This window comes from Nocardia bovistercoris (assembly GCF_015674855.1).
Lineage (GTDB): Bacteria > Actinomycetota > Actinomycetes > Mycobacteriales > Mycobacteriaceae > Nocardia > Nocardia bovistercoris.
Genome location: NZ_JADMLG010000013.1, coordinates 225,916 through 241,128, shown reverse-complemented (window position 1 = coordinate 241,128; position 15,213 = coordinate 225,916). Strand labels below are relative to the sequence as shown.

The 15,213-nt window shown below is 68.9% G+C and carries 14 protein-coding genes and 1 pseudogene; 10 read left to right on the top strand and 5 right to left on the bottom strand.

Features of this window, described 5'->3' with window-relative positions:
• Both IT779_RS28110 and IT779_RS28105 read left to right on the top strand, forming a co-directional pair.
• A partial coding sequence (locus tag IT779_RS28110) for an AMP-binding protein (protein WP_196152428.1) occupies positions 1–1,094 on the top strand: 1,094 nt, incomplete at its 5' end.
• Positions 1,095–1,220: 126 nt separating this feature from the next.
• Positions 1,221–2,819 carry a serine hydrolase gene (locus IT779_RS28105; protein WP_196152427.1) on the top strand — a complete coding sequence of 533 codons (1,599 nt, stop codon included), beginning with the start codon at positions 1,221–1,223 and terminating at the stop codon, positions 2,817–2,819.
• A gap of 20 nt (positions 2,820–2,839) precedes the next feature.
• Here IT779_RS28105 and IT779_RS28100 read toward each other — a convergent pair whose 3' ends face one another.
• Positions 2,840–4,381, bottom strand: a complete 1,542-nt coding sequence (locus IT779_RS28100) for an AAA family ATPase (RefSeq protein ID WP_198428992.1) — start codon at positions 4,379–4,381, stop codon at positions 2,840–2,842.
• Positions 4,382–4,744: 363 nt separating this feature from the next.
• On the opposite strand from IT779_RS28100, the gene IT779_RS38130 reads away from it, so the two are divergent.
• The gene (locus tag IT779_RS38130; protein WP_332839005.1) at positions 4,745–7,105 is read left to right on the top strand and encodes a CocE/NonD family hydrolase; all 2,361 of its coding nucleotides are present in this window, start codon (positions 4,745–4,747) and stop codon (positions 7,103–7,105) included.
• On the top strand, positions 7,105–7,281 hold the full coding sequence (locus IT779_RS28085; RefSeq protein ID WP_196152426.1) for a hypothetical protein: 177 nt from the start codon (positions 7,105–7,107) through the stop codon (positions 7,279–7,281). The genes IT779_RS38130 and IT779_RS28085 overlap by 1 nt, the downstream gene beginning before the upstream one ends.
• A gap of 42 nt (positions 7,282–7,323) precedes the next feature.
• Here IT779_RS28085 and IT779_RS28080 read toward each other — a convergent pair whose 3' ends face one another.
• Complete coding sequence (locus IT779_RS28080) at positions 7,324–8,091, bottom strand: maleylpyruvate isomerase family mycothiol-dependent enzyme (protein WP_196152425.1); 768 nt, start codon at positions 8,089–8,091, stop codon at positions 7,324–7,326.
• 271 nt (positions 8,092–8,362) lie between these two features.
• Between IT779_RS28080 and IT779_RS28075 the strand changes: the two genes are divergently transcribed.
• The 3 genes from IT779_RS28075 to IT779_RS28065 are packed head-to-tail and all read left to right on the top strand — an operon-like array spanning position 8,363 to position 10,041.
• A complete protein-coding gene (locus IT779_RS28075; protein ID WP_196152424.1) occupies positions 8,363–9,034 on the top strand; it encodes a hypothetical protein in 672 nt (223 codons plus the stop codon).
• Entirely contained in the window at positions 9,024–9,587 is a 564-nt protein-coding gene (locus IT779_RS28070) for a DUF6529 family protein (RefSeq protein ID WP_196152423.1), read from the top strand. The genes IT779_RS28075 and IT779_RS28070 overlap by 11 nt, the downstream gene beginning before the upstream one ends.
• A 13-nt stretch (positions 9,588–9,600) precedes the next feature.
• Positions 9,601–10,041, top strand: a complete 441-nt coding sequence (locus tag IT779_RS28065; RefSeq protein ID WP_196152422.1) for a QcrA and Rieske domain-containing protein — start codon at positions 9,601–9,603, stop codon at positions 10,039–10,041.
• A 57-nt stretch (positions 10,042–10,098) separates the two neighbouring features.
• Here IT779_RS28065 and IT779_RS28060 read toward each other — a convergent pair whose 3' ends face one another.
• The 3 genes from IT779_RS28060 to IT779_RS28050 form a co-directional block, all read right to left on the bottom strand.
• Positions 10,099–10,566: a VOC family protein gene (locus tag IT779_RS28060; protein ID WP_196152421.1), complete on the bottom strand. Its 468-nt coding sequence runs from the start codon at positions 10,564–10,566 to the stop codon at positions 10,099–10,101.
• A 116-nt stretch (positions 10,567–10,682) separates the two neighbouring features.
• The gene (locus IT779_RS28055) at positions 10,683–11,384 is read right to left on the bottom strand and encodes a hypothetical protein (protein ID WP_198428991.1); all 702 of its coding nucleotides are present in this window, start codon (positions 11,382–11,384) and stop codon (positions 10,683–10,685) included.
• Positions 11,381–12,268 (bottom strand): hypothetical protein, encoded by an 888-nt coding sequence (locus IT779_RS28050; RefSeq protein WP_196152463.1) that lies wholly within the window; start codon positions 12,266–12,268, stop codon positions 11,381–11,383. The genes IT779_RS28055 and IT779_RS28050 overlap by 4 nt, the downstream gene beginning before the upstream one ends.
• 190 nt (positions 12,269–12,458) lie before the next feature.
• On the opposite strand from IT779_RS28050, the pseudogene lspA reads away from it, so the two are divergent.
• The 3 genes and pseudogenes from lspA to IT779_RS28035 form a co-directional block, all read left to right on the top strand.
• Positions 12,459–13,070, top strand: a pseudogene (gene lspA, locus IT779_RS28045) (signal peptidase II); the annotation flags it as partial.
• Positions 13,071–13,513: 443 nt separating this feature from the next.
• Positions 13,514–14,440, top strand: coding sequence for an RluA family pseudouridine synthase (locus tag IT779_RS28040; RefSeq protein ID WP_196152419.1), 927 nt, complete (start codon positions 13,514–13,516; stop codon positions 14,438–14,440).
• Positions 14,433–15,212 (top strand): hypothetical protein, encoded by a 780-nt coding sequence (locus tag IT779_RS28035; protein WP_232542159.1) that lies wholly within the window; start codon positions 14,433–14,435, stop codon positions 15,210–15,212. Before IT779_RS28040 ends, IT779_RS28035 begins: the two co-directional genes overlap by 8 nt.
• Position 15,213 lies beyond the last annotated feature (1 nt).

The window sequence follows — 15,213 nt, the reverse complement described above, 5'->3', positions numbered from 1 at the left end:
CCTACACCCACCACACCGTCTTCGACCACAAACCCGGAAAAGACATCTACTGGTGCACCGCCGACATCGGCTGGGTCACCGGACACTCCTACATCGTCTACGGACCACTGGCCAACCGCGCCACCCAGATCGTCTACGAAGGCACCCCCAACTTCCCCGACGAGCACCGCCACTGGCAGATCATCGAAAAATACGGCGTCACCCTCTACTACACCGCCCCCACCCTCATCCGCACCTTCATGAAATGGGGACGCCAGATCCCCGACGCCCACGACCTGACCAGCCTGCGCCTACTCGGCAGCGTCGGCGAACCCATCAACCCCGAAGCCTGGCGCTGGTACCGCCACGTCATCGGCGCCGACACCGCACCCATCGTCGACACCTGGTGGCAAACCGAAACCGGGGCGATCATGATCTCCCCGCTGCCGGGCGTCACCACCACCAAACCCGGCGCCGCCATGACACCACTGCCCGGCATCAGCGCCCGCGTGGTGGACGAAGACGGCAAAGACGTCGGCCTCGGCGAAACCGAAGCCAACGGCTACCTGGTCCTGGACAAGCCGTGGCCGTCGATGCTGCGCGGCATCTGGGGCGACATGGACCGCTTCCGCGAAACCTACTGGGCACGCTTCGCCGCCGACGGCTGGTACTTCGCAGGCGACGGCGCCAAACTCGACACCGACGGCGACCTCTGGGTCCTCGGACGCGTCGACGACGTCATGAACGTCTCAGGACACCGCATCTCCACCGCCGAAGTCGAATCCGCCCTCGTCGGACACTCCGGAGTCGCCGAAGCCGCCGTCGTGGCCGCCGCCGACGAGACGACCGGTCAAGCGATCGTGGCCTTCGTCATCCTCACCGCCGAAACCACCGACACCGGCGACACCCTGGTGGCCGCGTTGAAGACGGCGGTGTCGCGCGAGATCAGCCCCATCGCCCGACCACGCGAAATCCACATCGTCCCCGAACTCCCCAAGACCCGCAGCGGCAAGATCATGCGCCGACTCCTGCGCGACGTCGCCGAGGGACGCGAACTCGGCGACACCTCCACCCTGGTCGACCCCTCGGTCTTCGAGGCCATCGCCCGAAGCTGAGCGGGGTCGCCCGCGGATCCGACCCGCAACGGCGCGGTTCGGGTCCGCGGGCCGCATTCGTAACGGAAAGATTGCCAACTACCCGGGCGTGGGCCGAATACCACCCGGCAGTACTACCGTTGCCCCATGACGCGACGTCGGTTCTACGCGGCCGCGATACCGGTCGCCGCACTCGTACTCGTCACCACCCCGAGCTGCTCCTCATCCCATCCCGACACGCCGGCGACAGGCACGGCGACGTCCTCGACCCAGCCGCCCGCGCCGCCCAACGAGGTATCCGGGCTGGCACTTCCCGACCGCGCCGTCGAAGTAGCTGTCGGTGAACTGGATGGGCTCGTCGACTCGCTGATGCGGGAATCCGGTATACCGGGAATGGCGGTGGCGGTGGTGCACGGCGGAAAGACCGTCTACAGCAAGGGTTTCGGTGTTCGCGAAGCCGGACGTGCGGAACGCGTGGACGCCGACACGGTGTTCCAGCTGGCCTCGGTATCGAAATCGCTGGCCGCGACGGTGGTCGCGCATCAGGTGGGCGCAGGCGCCGTGACCTGGGAGACACCGGTCGTGTCGAAGCTGCCCTGGTTCGCGCTGAAGGACCCGAATGTGAGCGCGACCGTCACCGTCGGCGACCTGTTCTCGCATCGCAGCGGTCTGCCCGACCACGCGGGCGACCGGCTCGAGGATCTCGGCTACGACCGCCGCCAGGTGCTCGAGCGGTTGCGCATGGAACCGCTCGACCCGTTCCGAATCACCTACCACTACACCAATTTCGGACTGACCGCCGCCGCCGAGGCGGTCGCGACCGGCGCGGGCGTCGAGTGGGCGCAGCTGTCGCGGGACACCGTCTACGCGCCGCTCGGTATGAACTCGACCAGCTCCCGTTACGAGGACTACCGGAACCGGCCGAACCGCGCGGTAGGACACACATCGGTCGACGGGCGGTGGGTGTCAGGCGCGGTCCGCGACGCCGACGCGCAAGCGCCCGCCGGTGGCGCGAGTTCTTCGGTGAACGACATGGCGCGCTGGCTGCGGATGCTGCTCGCCGACGGCACGGTCGACGGCGCGACCATCGCGCCACCGCAAGCGCTGCTCCCGGCGCTGACCCCGCAGATCGTCTCCGCACCGCCCGCAGCACCTCAGGCGCGCGCAGGCTTCTACGGGTACGGCTACAACGTCTCCTCGACCTCGGCCGCCCGCGTGACCTACAGCCATTCCGGCGCGTTCGCCCTCGGCGCGGCGACGAACTTCCTGGTGATCCCATCCGCCGATGTCGCGATCGTCGCCCTCACCAATGCCGCGCCCATCGGTGTTCCGGAAACACTGACCGCGGAATTCGCCGACCTCGTGCAATACGGCAAGGTCCGCGAGGACTGGCGCGCACTCTACCGAGCGGCGTTCGCGAGCATGGACGACCCGGAAGGCGCACTCGTCGCAGTCACGCCGCCCACCGCACCCGCACCCCCGAAACCACTCGCCGCCTACGCCGGAACCTACGGCAACGACTACTGGGGACCGGCCACCGTCACCGAGACCGACGGCGCACTCACCCTGACCCTCGGCCCGACAGCTCGCACCTATCCGCTGCGACACTGGGACGGCGACACCTTCACCTTCACCCTCAGCGGTGAGAACGCCCCGCCCGGCACCATCTCACAGGCCCGTTTCACCGACGACACGGTCACCCTCGAATATTTCGACGAGGAAGGCCTCGGCACCTTCCGCCGCTGAGTCGAATCCGACACTCGCGGTTATTCCAATGCGTAGATCGCATCCAGGTCGACCAGCATCGGCGCGTCCGTTTCACCTGCTCTTTCTCCGGGAGCCGCCCCCGCAGCCCGCAGATTCTCGTCGAAGCCCGCGCCGCTGTAGCAGGACAGAACCGTGTTACGGGTGTCATATCCTTTGGCCGACAGAAGTTCTCGTGCCCGCTCGAGCCGTTCCAGGTGCCCGAGCGTCATGGTGCGATCCCATTTCACCTCCCCCAGGCTGAGAATGCGGCGCGGATGCCCGGTCTCCTCGGGCGCGAGAACCGCCACATCGACCTGAATCTGTTTCTTGTCTCGTGGATCGTTGACGGTCGCCGCCGCCACCTGCCCGGGCAGCTCCCCGAATACCTCCGCATCGACCGCCATCGCCCATTCGCGACAGATCCCTTCGAAGTGCGGACCGACGACCTGCGAACGAAACGTCGCCTGCGAATTGCGCCACGCGGCTTCGGTATTGCCGCGTTCGAGCCTGGTCCATTCGCGACGCATGATCGCCTCGTAGAACACGATGAGCGGCTCGGCGATCCGGTAGGTGGACTTACCCCGGTTGAACGGATCGGCTTCGCGGGTGATCAACTGCGCGTCGTCGAGTACCGACAGCGGATGACCGATATCGGTCGAGGAACGACCGATCGCATTGGCGATGCCGCCGCGTGTCGTGTGACCACCGGCAATCGCCCCCAACACCGCGTGATACAACGCGACATCGCGAATCTCGGTTTCCTCGGCGAGCAGATACCGCGCCTCCCGGAACAGCGGAACCTGCGGGTCGAGCACCGTACGCAATACCCAGGAGTCGAAGTCCGCCAGGGACTCCGGCGCGTCACCGGCGACGAATTCACGCCGATAGGCCGGGGTGCCACCGACGATCGAATGCACGAGTACAGCGAGACGGGGATCATCGATATCCCAGAACCGCGCGGCATCCAGATATCCGAGCGGCCTGACGATCAACTCCATACTGGCCCGCCCACGCAACGGCGCATTGCCCGACAGCAGATTCCCCATCACCGACATCGCCGAACCGCACAACAGTATCCGCGCACCCGATTTCCTGGCCGAGCCGCGCGGGTCGAGCGCACGCTGCAACACCGAAGGCAGCGAAGGACTCGCCTTACTCAAGTAAGGGAATTCGTCGATGACCACCAGCCCGTCACCGACTACCGCGAACAGACGCTCCAACGCCTCGTCCCAATCCCGGAACGCGTAACGCCCGCCGCCCGCGTACGAGGCCACCGCCTCCCCGAACCCGCGCAACGCCTCGGCTTCGGTCGAATCGGTAGCCGTGAAGAAGAACCCTCCGACGGCCTCGGCCAACGCGTCCAACAAGAACGTCTTCCCCTGGCGCCGCCGCCCACTGACGATGCCCAAGCGCACATCGGAGCTGGGCGAACTCGCGAACCTGGCCAGACCCTCCCATTCCCGAACACGATCGAACACCCGATCCGGCTTCATCAGCGCTGCCATATGTATAACTATACTTCTTAGAACTATACTTCTACGAGATAGCAGCAGTTCAGCCATACAATCGGCAACCTGTCCACACCATCGATAGCGCCGGCGAAGATGATCGCCGGACCGATTCGAGCCGCCGTCACCCGCGCTGTGAGTCATGCCGGTAGGACTTGCCGTACTGCTCCCCGGCCCGTTCCCGACGCCGAAGTCCGACACGCACAGTGCGCTGCGGGAAGGGTTCACCACCTACGACCGCCCGGTCGAATCCGACACGCACAGTGCGCCATCGGAATCCATGGTTGCCGAGAATTCGTGTGCTCGCCGCGGGCGGACGGGAGTATTGCCGGGGACCCAGGGGTCGCGGACATGTCGGTAGCCGATTGCTATCGTGGCCGGTGTCCGTGACGTGGTGACCGAGTCGGAGGAGCTCGAGTGGTGCCGAGGCGTGGGTCGGGCAAGTCGTTGCGGGTGGTGCTGGCGGCGGCGGTCGCCCTCGTCGTTGTCGCGGGTGTTTCCGTCGGCGCGGTGGTCGAGGACGGGCCGGATCTGGCGGTGGCCTCGGTCGAGGAGTGGACGGCGCTGCACGACGGGGCGCAGCCGTACGCGGATATCCGCATCGAGTCCGGCGTGCCGATCACCATGAGCGACGGCGTGGTGCTGAAGGCCGATGTGTACCGGCCGGTCGACGCGTCGGGGGCGGTGGCGACCACGCCGATGCCCGCGATCGTCACCATGACCCCGTACAGCAAGATGATGACCAACCTCATCGATTCGGCGATGACCTCGCCGCCATTGCAGCGGCTCGCCGTGGAACTCACCCAACAGATGAACTTCACCGGCACACCGATCAGCGGATTCGGCGATCTGGTGCACGCGCTCGACGGTGGCACCGTGCAGACCGTGCTCGGCGTGGACCGCGCGCTGGTTCGCAGCGGATACACGCTGGTCGTGGCGGATGTGCGCGGCACCGGCCACTCCCAGGGCAGGTGGCAGACGCTCGGCGCGCGCGAACAACTCGACACCCGCGAGGTGATCGAATGGGCCGCGCGCCAACCCTGGTCCGACGGGGTCGTCGGGATGAGCGGCGGATCGTACGCGGGCATCAACCAACTCCGTGCCGCCGAGGACGCGCCCGCGCCGTTGAAGGCCATATTCCCGGTGGTGCCAGGCAGCGACCTGATGCGCGATGTCGTTGCGCCCGGCGGCGGTATCGGGATGACCTTCCTTCCGCTGTGGCTCACTTCGGTGAACCGCTCGAAGCTGATCCCCGACGTGGGATCCATGCTGCGCGGCGAATTCGACTGGAAATGGCTGGAAGACCGCCTCGCCGATCCGCTGACCAACTACGACCTGCTCGCCCAAGCGCTCACCACGCACTCCCTCGACGACATGCCGCCCGCGCTGGCCGAGGCACTCGACGAGACCAGCGATTTCCGACAGGGCATCCTCGGGCATCCGGAACGCATCACCGTCCCGACCTTCGTCTACGGCGGCTGGCACGACATCTTCGCCAACAGCGCGACCACGATCTACAACAAGATCCCGCTCTCCGCCGACATCGCACCGGCGCCGAGCGCACCCGCCGCGCCCGCCCCCGGTCCACCCGACACAGGCGCCGCCGAAGGCGCGGCACAAGCCGATACACCCGCACCGGCGCCACCCGTCACCACACACCCGCCTGCTGCCTCCGAAGTCGCGGCGCCCGGACCGGTCGCACCCGCGCCCCCGCCCGCTCTCTCCGAAATCGCGCCCTCCGAGCCCACACGTGCGCCTGCCGTCGCCCAGATCGCGGAACCCGGTCCGGCGATCGCGCGGACACCCGAGGCCACCGTCGCGGCCACGGGTCCGCGGATCCCGGCGGGACGGGCCATGAAGAAGTTGGTGGTCGGCGACACATATCACGCCAATCCCGGTGCGGGACAGGGTGTTCCCGGCGCACCACCGCGGCTGGACGTGCTGCAACGGGTGTGGTTCGACTACTGGCTCAAGGGCATCGACAACGGCATCGACGAATTCGGGCCGGTCGTGTTGCACGAACAGGGCGGCGGCTGGGTGACGCTGCCCGCCTTCCCGCAACCCGGTGTGACGCATCGCCGCGTCTACCTGAGCGACGCGGCGAGCGCGAGCACCGATGACAGCGTGCACGACGGGTCGCTCGGCGCGGGTCCGCCCACCGCCGCGGGCGAACTCACTATCGCCCCCGGACTGACCACCGTCTGTTCGCGCGACGCCGCGCAAGGCTCGGCAGGCCTGCTCTCGGTCCTCGACATCTGCGCCAAGGATTCCCGGATCGCCGAACGCAACGCGCTGACCTTCACCAGCGCACCGGTCGGCGCGGCGACGACGGTATCCGGGCCGATCAACGTCCACCTTCTGACGAAATACGATGCCACCGACGGGTATTGGAGCGTCACGATCAACGACGTCGCCCCCGACGGCAGGTCGACAGTACTGAGCACCGGACAGCTGACGGCGTCGCTGCGCGCGATAGACGAAGCCGCGAGCACCCGTTCGCCGAACGGGGATCTCACCGCGCCGTACATCCCGATCTCGGTGGCCAACCACCGGCCGGTGGTCCCCGGCGAACCCGTCGCCCTCGATATCGCGGTCATCCCGACCCAGGCGGTACTCCAGCCGGGGCACCGGCTGCGCCTCGACGTGTTCGCGAGCAACGCACCCAAGGCCGTCGCCTTCCGTCCCATGCTCGACGCGAGCGAACTGCGTCCACAGCACCTGCTCATCGACCCCGCCGCACCGAGTTTCGTCAACCTGCCGACCGATCGGCCGCTGTGATGCGCGCGCATTCGGGCCTCAAACGGGCCATCGCCTACCTCTTCGTGATCGCGCTGCTGGTGGCGGCCGTCATGTACGGCCGCACCGGCGACCGCTCGAGCGCGGCCGTGGTGATCACGATCGCGGTGGCCGTCGTCGTGCTCGAACTGACGGTGCGGTCCGGATCGCGCGGGTGACGACCGGCCGTCGCCGTGCTCTACGTTGCGCAGACGCGGAGCTCAGAAGGGCGTCTCGGCGAGCCAATGGGTGAGTACCGCGCCGTCGCCGTGGATCTCGACGGCGGGATCGTCGGAACCGACGCGACGCATCAGGAGCAGTAGCAACGCCGTCGCCGAACCACGCACCGCAACGGTCCCTTTCGCATGCCCGTGCTCGAACGCGATCGAGGACCCCGACGGCCGGATCATCCATTCGCCCCGGTCGCCGAGACCGGGATCGACGGCATGCAGGTGCATGGTCGCCGCGCCGGGCAGCGCGGCGACACCACGACCGGACAGTCCGATCGCCAGCAGTTCGAGCCACTCGTCGATCCCGTCGGCGGCTACGGCCGGGTCCACCGTCACCGGCCGGTCGAGCGCGAGCAGCGCGTCCGCGCGATGCACGACGGCCTCGTGCAGAAGACGGCGAATCCACCGCTCCGCCGGACACGGCGCCCCGAACGAAACCCACACCGGCACCTCGGGTCCGGTCGCGTCGACGGCGTCGATGACGATCCGCGCCCCCTCGGACAGCCAGCGCGCCGCGGCCTCCGGCTGCTTGGGCATGGCGCCGTCCGGCACGGCGCGGGTGTCCATCGCCTCGGTGGCACGAGCGGCGATCATCGCGGCGGCCCACCGCTGCGCGCGCCCGACATGGGTGCCGATCTGCGCCAGCGACCACCCGGGGCAGGTCGGCACCGGTGTCGCCGGATCGGCCGCACGCAGCAGCTCGGCCAACGCATCGGTCTCGGCGATCAACGCGCCCCGGTATCCGGTGAATGCGGTCACGTTTCGAGACTAGTTCCGCGAACATCCTCGGCGCTACGGCGAACCGCGACCAGCAGGAGCGCAACGGTGGAGTAGTGACTTTCCGTGTGGCGAATCGGCGGTCGGGTCCGCCCATCTCGGACGACACGGCGCGACACGCCGTTGGAAAAGTGCTCGCAACCTCGATTGAACCGGCGGTTTCGCTATCCCGTTGACACTCCTGAAGTGCGACCCCGCCGGAACGGGGAGCGCACGGCCGTCCGGGAGGACGGCCGACTAGCGAGGAGTTCACATGAAACGTCTGGGGCCATGGATAACCCTGGCTGCGGTGGCGGTGCTCGGCATCGTGCTGCTGATCGTCAACATGTCCAAGGAGACCGAGCCGACCGCGACGACCACAGCCACTACAGCGGTCACCACCACGGCGGTCACCACCACGGCGGCGCCCGCGCCGTCGAGCGCGCCCGCCGCGCCGCCCGCTCCCGGGTTCCCGGCGCAGGCCGACTATGTCGGCAAGATCGCCGAGCGCGCGGCGGGTGCGCTCACCCTGGAGATCACCGTCGAGGGCGGTAAGGCCGTGGCTTATGCCTGCGACGGTCGGTCCGTCGAATCCTGGCTCCAAGGCGATGTCAGCAACGGCACGCTGCGGCTCACCGGGAAGAACGGCGCGACGCTCGACGGTGCGTCGACCGGCGCGGGCGTGCGCGGCACGCTGGCGGTCGGCGACGGACGGTGGGAATTCACCGCCGCGCCGGTGAGTCCGCCCGCGGGGCTCTACGTCTACACCGACAACGGCGTGCGGCAGAGTTGGATCATCGATGCGAGCGGCGGGGTCACCGGGGTGCAGCGCGCCGCCGACGGCGCCACCTCGCCCGCGCCCGCGCTCGCGCCGAATGCCACGGCCACCGTCGGCGGACGCACCGTCACGGCGAACAAGGTGAGCGGTGACGACAATGTCGGCTGAGACCTCGACCACGCGCCCCGGCACGCCCGCCCTCGCCATCGTCGTCGCCGTCCTGGTCGGCGCGGCGGTCTCGATCCTGCTCGGCGTATACGGGAAGACGCACGACCCGAGGTTCTTCTCGATCAATGTGGCGGGCTTCTCCAGCCCGACCGCGGTGAAGACCTGGCTGGCGACCGTGGCCACCGCCCTCGCGCTGTTCCAACTCGGTTCGGCCCTCGCCATGTACGGCAAGATCCCCGGCCTGCGCGCACCCGGCTGGGTCGGGCCTGCGCACGTGTGGTCGGGACGGCTTGCCGTGCTGGTCAGCGTGCCGGTCGCGGTGCACTGCCTCTACGCGCTCGGCTATCAGGACTACGAGCCGAGGGTGCTGTGGCATTCGCTGTTCGGCTGCTTCTTCTACGGCGTCTTCGTCACGAAGATGCTGTTGCTCACCCGCAAGGGACTGCCAGGCTGGACGCTTCCGGTCGCGGGCGGGCTGGTACTCACCGGACTCGTCGGCATCTGGCTCACCTCGGCGCTGTGGTTCTTCCAGAACAACGGCCTCACCTTCTGAACGGAGATATCCCATGACCAGCGACATCGACCGCCGCACCGTCGTCGTGAGCGCGGCGGGCATGGTGGCCGCGGCCGCCGCCCTCACCGCGTGCTCGACCTACGGCGAGACCGGTTCCGAACCCGCGCCCGCCACGCAGGCGGCGCCCGCGGCGGGCGGCGGCGCACCCGCACCCGCCGACGCACTGGCCAAGACCGCCGACGTTCCGGTCGGCGGCGGCGTGATCGTCGGAACGACAGTGGTCACCCAGCCGACCGCGGGTACCTTCGTCGGGCTGGACAGCACCTGCACGCACGCGGGCTGCAAGGTGTCCTCGGTCGCCGACGGCGCGATCCTCTGCCGCTGCCACAACAGCAAGTTCGGCCTGGACGGCGCGGTGCTCAGCGGCCCCGCGCCCCGCCCGCTCGCCGCCAAGAGCGTTCGCGTCCAGGGCGATTCGATAGTCAGCGGCTGACCGGCTGACCGCGTCCCGGCCCGCGAGTATCGGACTCGCGGGCCGCGACGCCGGGACTCAGGCGTCGCCGAACAGTTCGGCCATCCGGCGGTCCATCTCCTCCGGCGACACGTCCTCGACGTGGGTCGCCACCGTCCAACGGTGTCCCCACGGGTCCTCGAAGGAACCGCTGCGGTCGCCGTAGAACTGCTTGGTGACCGGGGTCAGCTCGCGGCTGCCGCCCGCCAGCGCCGCCGCGAAGGCCGCGTCCGCGTCGGTGACGTAGACGTGCAGGTTGACGGGACTGCCGCCGACCGTTCTCGGATCGAGGAAATCCATCTCCGGCGCGGTATCGCCGAGCATGATCACCGATTCGCCGAGCAGCAGTTCGCAGTGCGCGATCTTGCCGTCGGGGCGCGGCATGCGCATGCGCTCGGTCGCGCCGAGCACGGTCTTGTAGAAATCGATCGCGGCGGCGGCGCCGTCCACCGCCAAACCCGGTGACACCACCGGATATCCGTCGGGAATCGGTTTGACATCGGACATCGGTATTCCTCCGATCGAGGCGATTGTCGACTATCGACCTGGTCCGAGCCTATTCCCGCGCGGCGCCGAACAGCGGGAATTCGAATGATCGCGTCGAATTCCGTGCGCCGTTCCGATCACGGGGCGGTCAGCGCGCGGACCTGCGCCGCGGCGACATCGGAGAGCAGACCGGGATCGACCGACTCGGGAGCCGTCACCGAGATCTGGACCAGCGTATTGCCCACCTGGATCAGGCCGACCAGCGAAACCAGCGTGAATCCCTCGCTGGTCAGCCGCAATTGGAACGCCGTCGACGCGTCGCCCGCCTTCGGCTGCGGCAGCGCGCCGAGCCGATAGTCGATCACGGTCTTGTCGGCGTCGGTTCCGGAATACCGCTCGCATCCGCGCAGGACCCGCTGGAACGATTCGAAGGCCGAGCCGAGTTTGTCGTTCGAATAGGTCGCGGCGTCGATATCGATACTCGAGAAGTTCGGCCCGTTGAATCCGACCGCGTTCCGGGTGAGCGCGTCGGGACGCTGGCGCGCCAACGGCTGCAATATCGCGGCGCATGCGGCGGGATCGGTATGGGCGCCGCCCACCGTGGCGGTCCCCTCGAGATCCGAGCGCGGCGCCTGCTCCATGCCCGGCGGCATATCGCCGTCGCCGAGCAGGCGGTCGAGCAATATCGACGCGTCGGTGATCGGTCGCCCCGTGGCCGGGGCGGCGGCCACCACCGGGCCGAGTTCGGGCAGACCCGAGCCCTCGTCCTTCCCGTTGTCGGAGCCGCACCCCGCCAGCATCGCGGCGCTGACGGCGGTCAGCAGAACGCCCTGCCTCATTCGGTCCACGTGACCCGCGTGGTGATGGTCTGCTGGAGGTTGCTCGCGCTGCGCGGATCCCGGTACGCCTGATGCCCGCCGACCGTGATCGCGCCCGACACCGGTAGCGGCAGACCGAGATCGACGGTGATCGTCCCGGTGCCCTCCATGGTGTAGTCCTCGATGTCGAGGGCGCCCGCGCCGTTGGGCAGCGTCCACACCGCGGCCTTCGGCTTCTGCACCACGTGCAGGTCGATGGTCAGGCGGTCGCCGTCGACGCCGGTGAGGGTGGCGGTGGTCACCTGGTCGAGGGCGACGCCGCCGTCCACCTCCTGGTGCACCGTCCAGATCGCGCCCGCGCCGATCGGCTCGTCGGGGAACATGATCGAGCGGTAGACCGCTTGGTAGAAGGCCTGTTCGAGCGCCGCGCGCGCGTCGTTGGAGGTGTCGGGGGCGGGTGCGATCCGCATGGCGGTGATGGCGCCGTCGTCGCTGAAGTCGAAGCCCGCGTGCGATCCGCCCGCGGCGGTGAGCGCCTTGTTCAGCGACGGATCGGGTGTGGTGACCCGGCCGAGAGTCAGATCGACGCCGTCGACGCCCGCGCTCGCGGTCATCGGAATGGTCAGCGATGGCGTGGAGAAATCGCGCACCGGCTGATCGTTGATCTGCTGTTCGATCTTGTGATCGGTCCGTAGCGTCACCTGCTGGCGGGTGCCCGCACTGTAGCGGGGCCGCAACTGGGCGCGCGGCTCCGTGCCTGGCTGCACGACGGAGGCGACCGCGGCCGAAATCGGCACCGTCACTTCCTTGCCGATGCCGAGCGGCTCGGCGCCGTCGACCGAGACCGCCGCGTCGGAGTCGTCACCGCAGCCGACACCGAATGCCGAAAGTCCGACCGCGAGCATCACCAGCAATGCGCCCGAGCGCGCGATGCGCGGTATGTGGGGGGAAGACAACACCGTCACACGGCACAGCGTACGACCGCTTCCTGAGTGCAAGCTGGGACATACCGGTCACCGGCGGCGCAAGCCGCCATGACACCCCGCACCGCCAGGCGCGGTGAGCGGCCCGATTCGCTCGAGAGATGATGATCGGGTGAGTGACGACCCGCCGAGCGAGGACAACACAGCCGACAGCGCCAACACCGATGCGACCGAGGGCGCCGCGAGCGCCCGAAGCGCCGACTCGCCGACCGCGGACGCCGCGGCATCGGATCCGAGTCGACCTTCGCCGTCGCGCTTGCCGACGCTGCTCGCCGTCGCGGCCGTGCTCTACGCGCTCGACCTGCTCACCAAGACCATCGCCGTCGCGAAACTCACACCGGGCGACCCGGTGTCGATCATCGGCGACTTCGCGCGACTGAGCCTGGTGCGCAATCCCGGCGCCGCCTTCTCCATGGCCACCGGCATGACCTGGCTGCTCACCCTGGTCGCGGCCGCGGTGGTGATCGGCGTCATCCGCATCGGCCGCACCCTGCGCTCGCTGTGGTGGGCCATCGGACTCGGGATGGTGCTCGGCGGCGCGCTCGGCAACCTCACCGACCGCCTCTTCCGCTCGCCCGGCCCGCTGCAGGGCCATGTCGTCGACTTCGTCGCGATCGGCTGGTGGCCGGTGTTCAACGTGGCCGACTCCGCCATCGTGTGCGGCGCGATCCTGCTGGTCGCGCTGACCGTCTTCGGATTCGAACCCGACGGGACGCGCGCGGGTCGGCCGTCGGGAGGCAGGAAGCCCACCAACGAGAACGCCGCCGCCGCGACGGGCGCGACGGCGACCGGAATCGACACCTCGCCGAGCGTGACCGGAACCGCGGGCAAGGACACGACCGACGAGGAGGCAGGCACCGACGGCAAGGGCGGGGCCGACGACAAAGCCGCGACCAACAAGGCGGCCGGAACCGACGGCGACTCCGGAACCGACGGCAACAACGGACCCAGCAGCAGCAACACTGAAGGCGAGACTGCCGAAGGCGGCGAGACCGAAATCAACGGCGAGACCGAAACCGAAGCCAACGCCAGGACGGGCGGCGAGACCGAAACCAACGGCGAGACCAGAGCCGAAGGCAACGCCGGGACGGGCGGCGAGAAGAAGCCCGACGACAGGGTCGGAACCGGAAGCGAGGCCGTGACGCGCGGCGGGCGGGAGCACGCGGCGTGAGGGAGACCAGGACCATGCCCGTACCGGACGGGCTCGACGGTATGCGGGTGGACGCGGGGCTTTCGCGGCTGCTCGGTCTGTCGCGCACGGCGGTCGCGCAACTCGCGTCCGAGGGGTCGGTGCAACTCGACGGCATCGCGGCGGGCAAATCCGACCGGCTGGTGGCGGGCGCGTGGCTCGAGGTCGAATTCCCGGAGCCCGCGCGCGAATTGACGATCGACGCGCAGCCGGTGGAGGGGATGACGATCCTCTACGCCGACGACGACATCGTCGCGGTGGACAAGCCGGTCGGCGTCGCGGCGCACACCGGGGTCGGCTGGTCGGGTCCGACCGTGGTCGGCGGGCTCGCGGCGGCGGGCTATCGCATCTCGACCTCCGGCGCCCACGAACGGCAGGGCATCGTGCACCGCCTCGACGTCGGCACCTCGGGGGTCATGGTGGTCGCCCAGTCCGAGCACGCCTACACCGTGTTGAAACGGGCGTTCAAGCAGCGCACCGTCGACAAGCGCTATCACGCGCTGGTGCAGGGCCATCCCGACCCGAGCAGCGGCACCATCGACGCCCCCATCGGACGCGCGCGCGGCAACGACTGGAAGTTCGCGGTCACCGCCGACGGCAGGCCGAGCATCACCCACTACGACACCGTCGAGGCGTTCCAGGCCGCGAGCCTGCTCGACATCCACCTCGAAACCGGCCGCACCCACCAGATCCGCGTACATTTCTCGGCGATCCGACACCCGTGCTGCGGCGACCTCACCTACGGCGCCGACCCACGCCTGGCCGAACGCCTCGGACTGCAACGCCAATGGCTGCACGCCAGGTCCCTGGGATTCCACCATCCAGCCGACGGCCGCTACCTCGAGATCACCAGCGCCTACCCCGCCGACCTGGAACACGCAATCGGCGTCCTACGCGATGCCTGACGAGCACGCCCCCGAACCCGACCCGACCACCTCGGGCACCCCGGCGATCGGGCGTGACCAGCACACCGCGGCGGTTGCGCAGATGCGTGCCGAATCCGGCGCGCGCGGTGTCGCTCGACCGATCCGCTACGGTGCCGCGGCACTGACCATCGTGACGCTGATGGCTGTGCTCGGCGCGCTCGATCCGCCCGTGCCCTCGGGTATCTCGACCGATCGACTCGGCCCGGAATACGGTCAGCCGGTTGCCGATTACCTTGCGGAAGCGGCGAATTCGCTGACCGGTGCGGCGGCAGGCGATTCCGACGAGCACTGGGCACTGGTGTCGTTCACCGAGGAGGCGCGCCCGCAGCGCCTTCCTGATCTGGCAGGCGGGGTGCGCATCGCGCAGGCGCTGTATCGGGTGCCCGTCCCGGATGTGCAGACTCCCGTAGTCGCGGTTCAGGTGCCGGAGGGTGCGCAGGTCGCGGTGCGTTCCGCCGAGGCAGCGGCTTGGCAGCTGACGTCCCAGCTCGACGGAGCCGACGACCGCTACCGCCGGGTGCTGACGCTGTCCATCGACCGGCTACGCGCCTATTGCGCCTGCGCGGTCGGACTCGTGGTGCGCGCCCGGCTGTCGCGACTGGCGTCCCTCACCGCGAATCCGGATGTCCGCGCGGTCCAGGCGCTGCCCGCGGACGCCGTCGCGGGCGGTTTCGCGGTGGTTCCGCTGCTCCCGTCCTACCGGGATCGAGCGCTGCCCGGCCCCGACACCGGCCCGATTCCCGAATCCTGAA